This window comes from Acidovorax sp. HMWF018, from assembly GCF_003061035.1.
Classification (GTDB): domain Bacteria; phylum Pseudomonadota; class Gammaproteobacteria; order Burkholderiales; family Burkholderiaceae_C; genus Acidovorax; species Acidovorax delafieldii.
Map to the genome: position 1 here is coordinate 1 of NZ_QAIM01000512.1, position 4,202 is coordinate 4,202.

Here is a 4,202-nt window from a genome sequence, read left to right on the forward strand (position 1 = left end):
TGTCTTGATCTGCGGCCATTGCCAAGGTCTGCTGCTTCATCTGCGGATAACGTTTGACCCCTCTCAATGGTGGACCTTAATCAGCGTTGCCCTAAATGGCATACAGCATCGACTTGTCCGGCCGCGTGGCCTTCATCACGGGCGCATCCAGCGGCCTGGGCGCGCAGTTTGCCCGCACGCTGGCCCGCGCGGGCGCAGGCGTCGTGTTGGCCAGCCGCCGGGTGGAAAAACTCAAGGAGCTGCGCGCGCGCATCGAAGGCGAGGGCGGTGACGCCCATGTGATCGAGCTGGACGTGACCGATCACGACTCCATCAAGTCCGCCGTGGCCCATGCCGAGACCGAAATGGGCTCCATCGACATTCTGGTGAACAACTCGGGCGTGAGCACCACGCAGCGCATCCAGGACGTGACGCCCGAGGACTATGACTTCATCTTCGACACCAATGTGAAGGGCGCCTTCTTTGTGGCGCAAGAGGTGGGCAAGCGCATGCTGGCCCGCTCCCGCGGTGCAGCGCCGGGCAGCTTCACCGGCGGTCGCATCATCAATATCGCTTCGATGGCGGGCCTGAAGGTGCTGCCGCAGATCGGTGCCTATTGCATGAGCAAGGCCGCCGTGGTGCAGATGACCAAGGCCATGGCCATCGAATGGGGCAGGTTCGGCATCAACGTGAATGCGATCTGCCCGGGCTACATCGACACGGAAATCAATCACCACCACTGGCAGACCGAGCAGGGCAAGAAGCTCATCGACATGCTGCCCCGCAAGCGCGTGGGCAACGCGCAAGACCTGGATGCGCTGCTGGTGATGCTGGCCAGCGACCAGAGCCATTTCATCAATGGTGCGGTGATTGCGGCCGATGACGGCTTTGGGGTCTGATCCCTCGGGTGTGCGAAGCCATGAAGATTGAAATCCCGGAAGTCAAGAAGCTGGTTTTTGAAATGCGCTTCCCCGTGCGTTGGGGCGACATGGACGCCATGGGCCATGTCAACAACACGGTGTATTTCAGGTACCTGGAGACGGCGCGCATCGACTGGATGGTGTCGGTGGGCTGCAACCCCGATCCGCGCGGGCAGGGGCCGGTCATCGTCAATGCGTTCTGCAATTTCTACAAGCAGCTCGAATACCCGGCCGACGTGTTGCTCAAGCTCTACGTGAGCGACCCGGGCCGCACCACGTTCGAGACCTGGGGCACGATGGAGCGCGTGGACCAGCCGGGCGTGATATGCGCAGCGGGCGGAGCTACGACGATCTGGGTGGACTTTCCGCAGCAGAAGGCCGCGCCGCTGCCCGACTGGATGCGGACGCTGGTGACTGCCAGCTGACCGTCCGTCCCGTCACTTGAGCCCCGTGGCGGGGGCTGGTGGCTCATTTTTTGGACTATTCGGCCGGTAGCGCACGTGATAAATGCCTTGATTGCTATTAAAAAGATAGTGTTTGGGCGATTTGCACCGGTGGTTTGACGACAGAGTGGAAGGCAAGCCTCTGCGAGCACCCAGCACCCAGCACCTGTGCCACTTCTTCCCTCTGCTGGTGGCCCTGCGGTAGCCAGTGAATACGACCCCACCGGTACCGAGGCGCGGAGCACTGTGCCCATACTGCCGACCCCATACCGCGCCTTCTCATTCAACCTCCTGTTCTTTTTGTTACCTGTTAGGATGACTTCGGCAACGATAGAAGAAAACGAATAGAGCCGGGGAGGGGATTTCCAACACCGCACCGACGTGCTGCTTAGTGCTTTCTGAATGAATTCAACCATCCCAGCAAGCGCGGCTGCCAGCAGCATCAACAAGGTGACCAATCTGGTCATCGCGTCGGTTCTCTTCATGTTTGGCCTGTACGCCTTTGACGAATGGGGGCAGGTCAGGGACCGTGAAGAGGAGCACATGCAGTCCAACCTGGTGCTGCTTACGCGGACGCTGGACACCTTCTTTCTTTCCAAGCGCGCGGGCATGCTCAGCCTGGCTGAGACCATTGCGATTTCACCCGGGGGGATCGACAACCTGGCCCAGGTGCAGCAGTTGTTGGTGGACTACCTCAAGTACCGCCCCGAAGTCAGCCAGACCTACGTGAGCGACATGAACGGCCAATTACTGGCCTCGTCGCACACGCCCAGCCTGCAGGGCCTCCCCAGTCTGGCTGCTCAACCCAGCTTTCAGGACTTTGCGCGCGATGCCCGGGACCTGCGCGATATCTACCTGGGGCGGCCGCAGCGCGATGCGCTGAACAAGGACTGGGTTTTCACCCTGCGCTATGTGCTGCGGGATCAAAATGGCCAGGCGCAGGCCGTGTTGACCGATGTATTTCCTGTGGATTTTCTGGAGTCGCTCTGGAAAGACGCGCCACTGGTGCAGCAGCTCACTGTGGGCGTGCTGCGTGATGATGGCTACCTGATGACCCGCTTTCCTGTGCCCGCCGCAGTCACCAAGGACGAGGTATACGGCACGCGCCGAGCTGGGGCGTTGATCCGGTATCTCACGCAACAACAGTTTCCGGTGCGAGGGCGGGTGGAAGGGCCCAACGCGCTGCTCAACGGCCAGAACTTCGTGAACCTGTTTCACCGGCTCGACAAGCTTCCGGTGACGGTGTTTGTGGGCCAGTCCGAGCGCCGGTTCTGGCAGGTATGGGCCCGCAGCATCGACACTCCACTGGCGCTGACTGCCCTGCTGCTGGCGTTCATCAAGTTTGTGTCGCTGCGCCTGGCGCGCCGCGAGAGCGAAAGTGCGCAGCAAAGGCTGGTGGTGGAACAAGTGCTGCGCGACAGTGAAACCGAGCAGCGGTCGCTCATCGACAACCTGATGACGGGCCTGGTGATCCACGATGCGACGGGTGCGGTGGTGCGGTGCAACGCCGAGGCCAGCAACCTCCTGGGGCTGAGCTTTGAGCAGATGACCGGCAAGCAGCTGATTGACCCGGCCTGGTCCTTCCTGAACGAGGAAGGCCAGACCATGCCGGTGTCTGACTACCCCGCCTCGCGCGTGGTTGCCACCCGCGAACCAGTCAACGGCATCGTGGTGGGCATTGTTCGCTCCAAAGACGCCGACATCTGCTGGGTGCTGTGCCGTGCCGACCCCTGGTTCACGCCGGTGGGAGCGCTCGACAAGATCGTGGTGACCTTTGTCGATATCACCATGCGGCGCAAGCTGACGTCGCAGCTGCAGGACCGCGAACTCAAGTTCCAGGCGCTGTTTGACAACAGCATGGACGCCGTGTTGCTGACCTCACCCGATGGCACCGTGCTGGCCGTGAACCAGGCGGCTTGCCGACTGTTTGACTTGAGCGAGGCACAAATCATCGCCCGGGGGCGCATGGGGCTGGCCGACCCTGCCGACCCCCGGTTGCAGGAGCTGCTGGTACAGCGCCAGCAGAGGGGGCAGGCGGCCGGCCTGCTGACCATGGTCCGGGGTGATGGCAGCCACTTCACCGCCGAGATCAGCTCCAGCATTTATGGCGACAGTGAAGGCCGCCAATACAGCAGCATGATTGTTCGCGACATCACGGAGCGCCTGCGCAGCCAGGCCGAGCTGGAGGCTGCCAATGCACAGATGCGCCGCATCAACGAGCAGTTGGCCGAGGTAGCGCACTTTGACATGCTGACGCACCTGCCCAACCGCGTTCTGCTGGCCGACAGGCTTCAGCAGGCCATGGCGCACTGTGTGCGTCGCAACAAGTCGCTGGCGGTGGCGTTTCTGGATCTGGATGGCTTCAAGGACATCAACGACCGGTATGGCCATGCGGCGGGCGACGAGTTTCTGGTGGCGATTGCCAAGCGTCTGCGGTCTGCACTGCGCGATGGCGACACGCTCGCGCGCATTGGTGGGGACGAGTTTGTGGCCGTCATGACCGACCTGACGGCCGAGCAGGACTGCGAGCCCCTGCTGTTACGGCTGTTGCAGGTGGCGGCCGAGCCGTTGCTTGTGAACGGGCAATCCCTGCAGGTGTCTGCCAGCATTGGCGTCACCATCTACCCGCAGGATGGTTCCAGTTCGGAGCAGCTCATCCGCCATGCCGACCAGGCCATGTACCTGGCCAAGCAGGCGGGCAAGAATCGGTTCCACCTGTTTGATGTGGCCAGCGATGCGGCCATCCGGATCAAGCGCGAAAGCCTGGAGCAGATTGCCACCGCCATCGCGCAGCGGGAGCTGGTGCTGTACTACCAGCCCCAGGTCAACATGCAGACAGGTGAGGTGGTGGGGATGGAGG

General features: G+C 62.0%; 3 protein-coding genes. All 3 read left to right on the plus strand.

Going from position 1 to position 4,202, the window contains the following annotated elements:
- The first annotated feature begins 95 nt into the window (after nt 1-95).
- A complete protein-coding gene (locus DBR23_RS21690; RefSeq protein WP_055402392.1) occupies nt 96-878 on the plus strand; it encodes an SDR family oxidoreductase in 783 nt (260 codons plus the stop codon).
- 20 nt (nt 879-898) lie between these two features.
- A complete protein-coding gene (locus DBR23_RS21695) occupies nt 899-1,324 on the plus strand; it encodes a thioesterase family protein (protein ID WP_108499557.1) in 426 nt (141 codons plus the stop codon).
- 420 nt (nt 1,325-1,744) lie between these two features.
- A partial coding sequence (locus DBR23_RS21700; protein ID WP_199227774.1) for a diguanylate cyclase domain-containing protein occupies nt 1,745-4,202 on the plus strand: 2,458 nt, incomplete at its 3' end.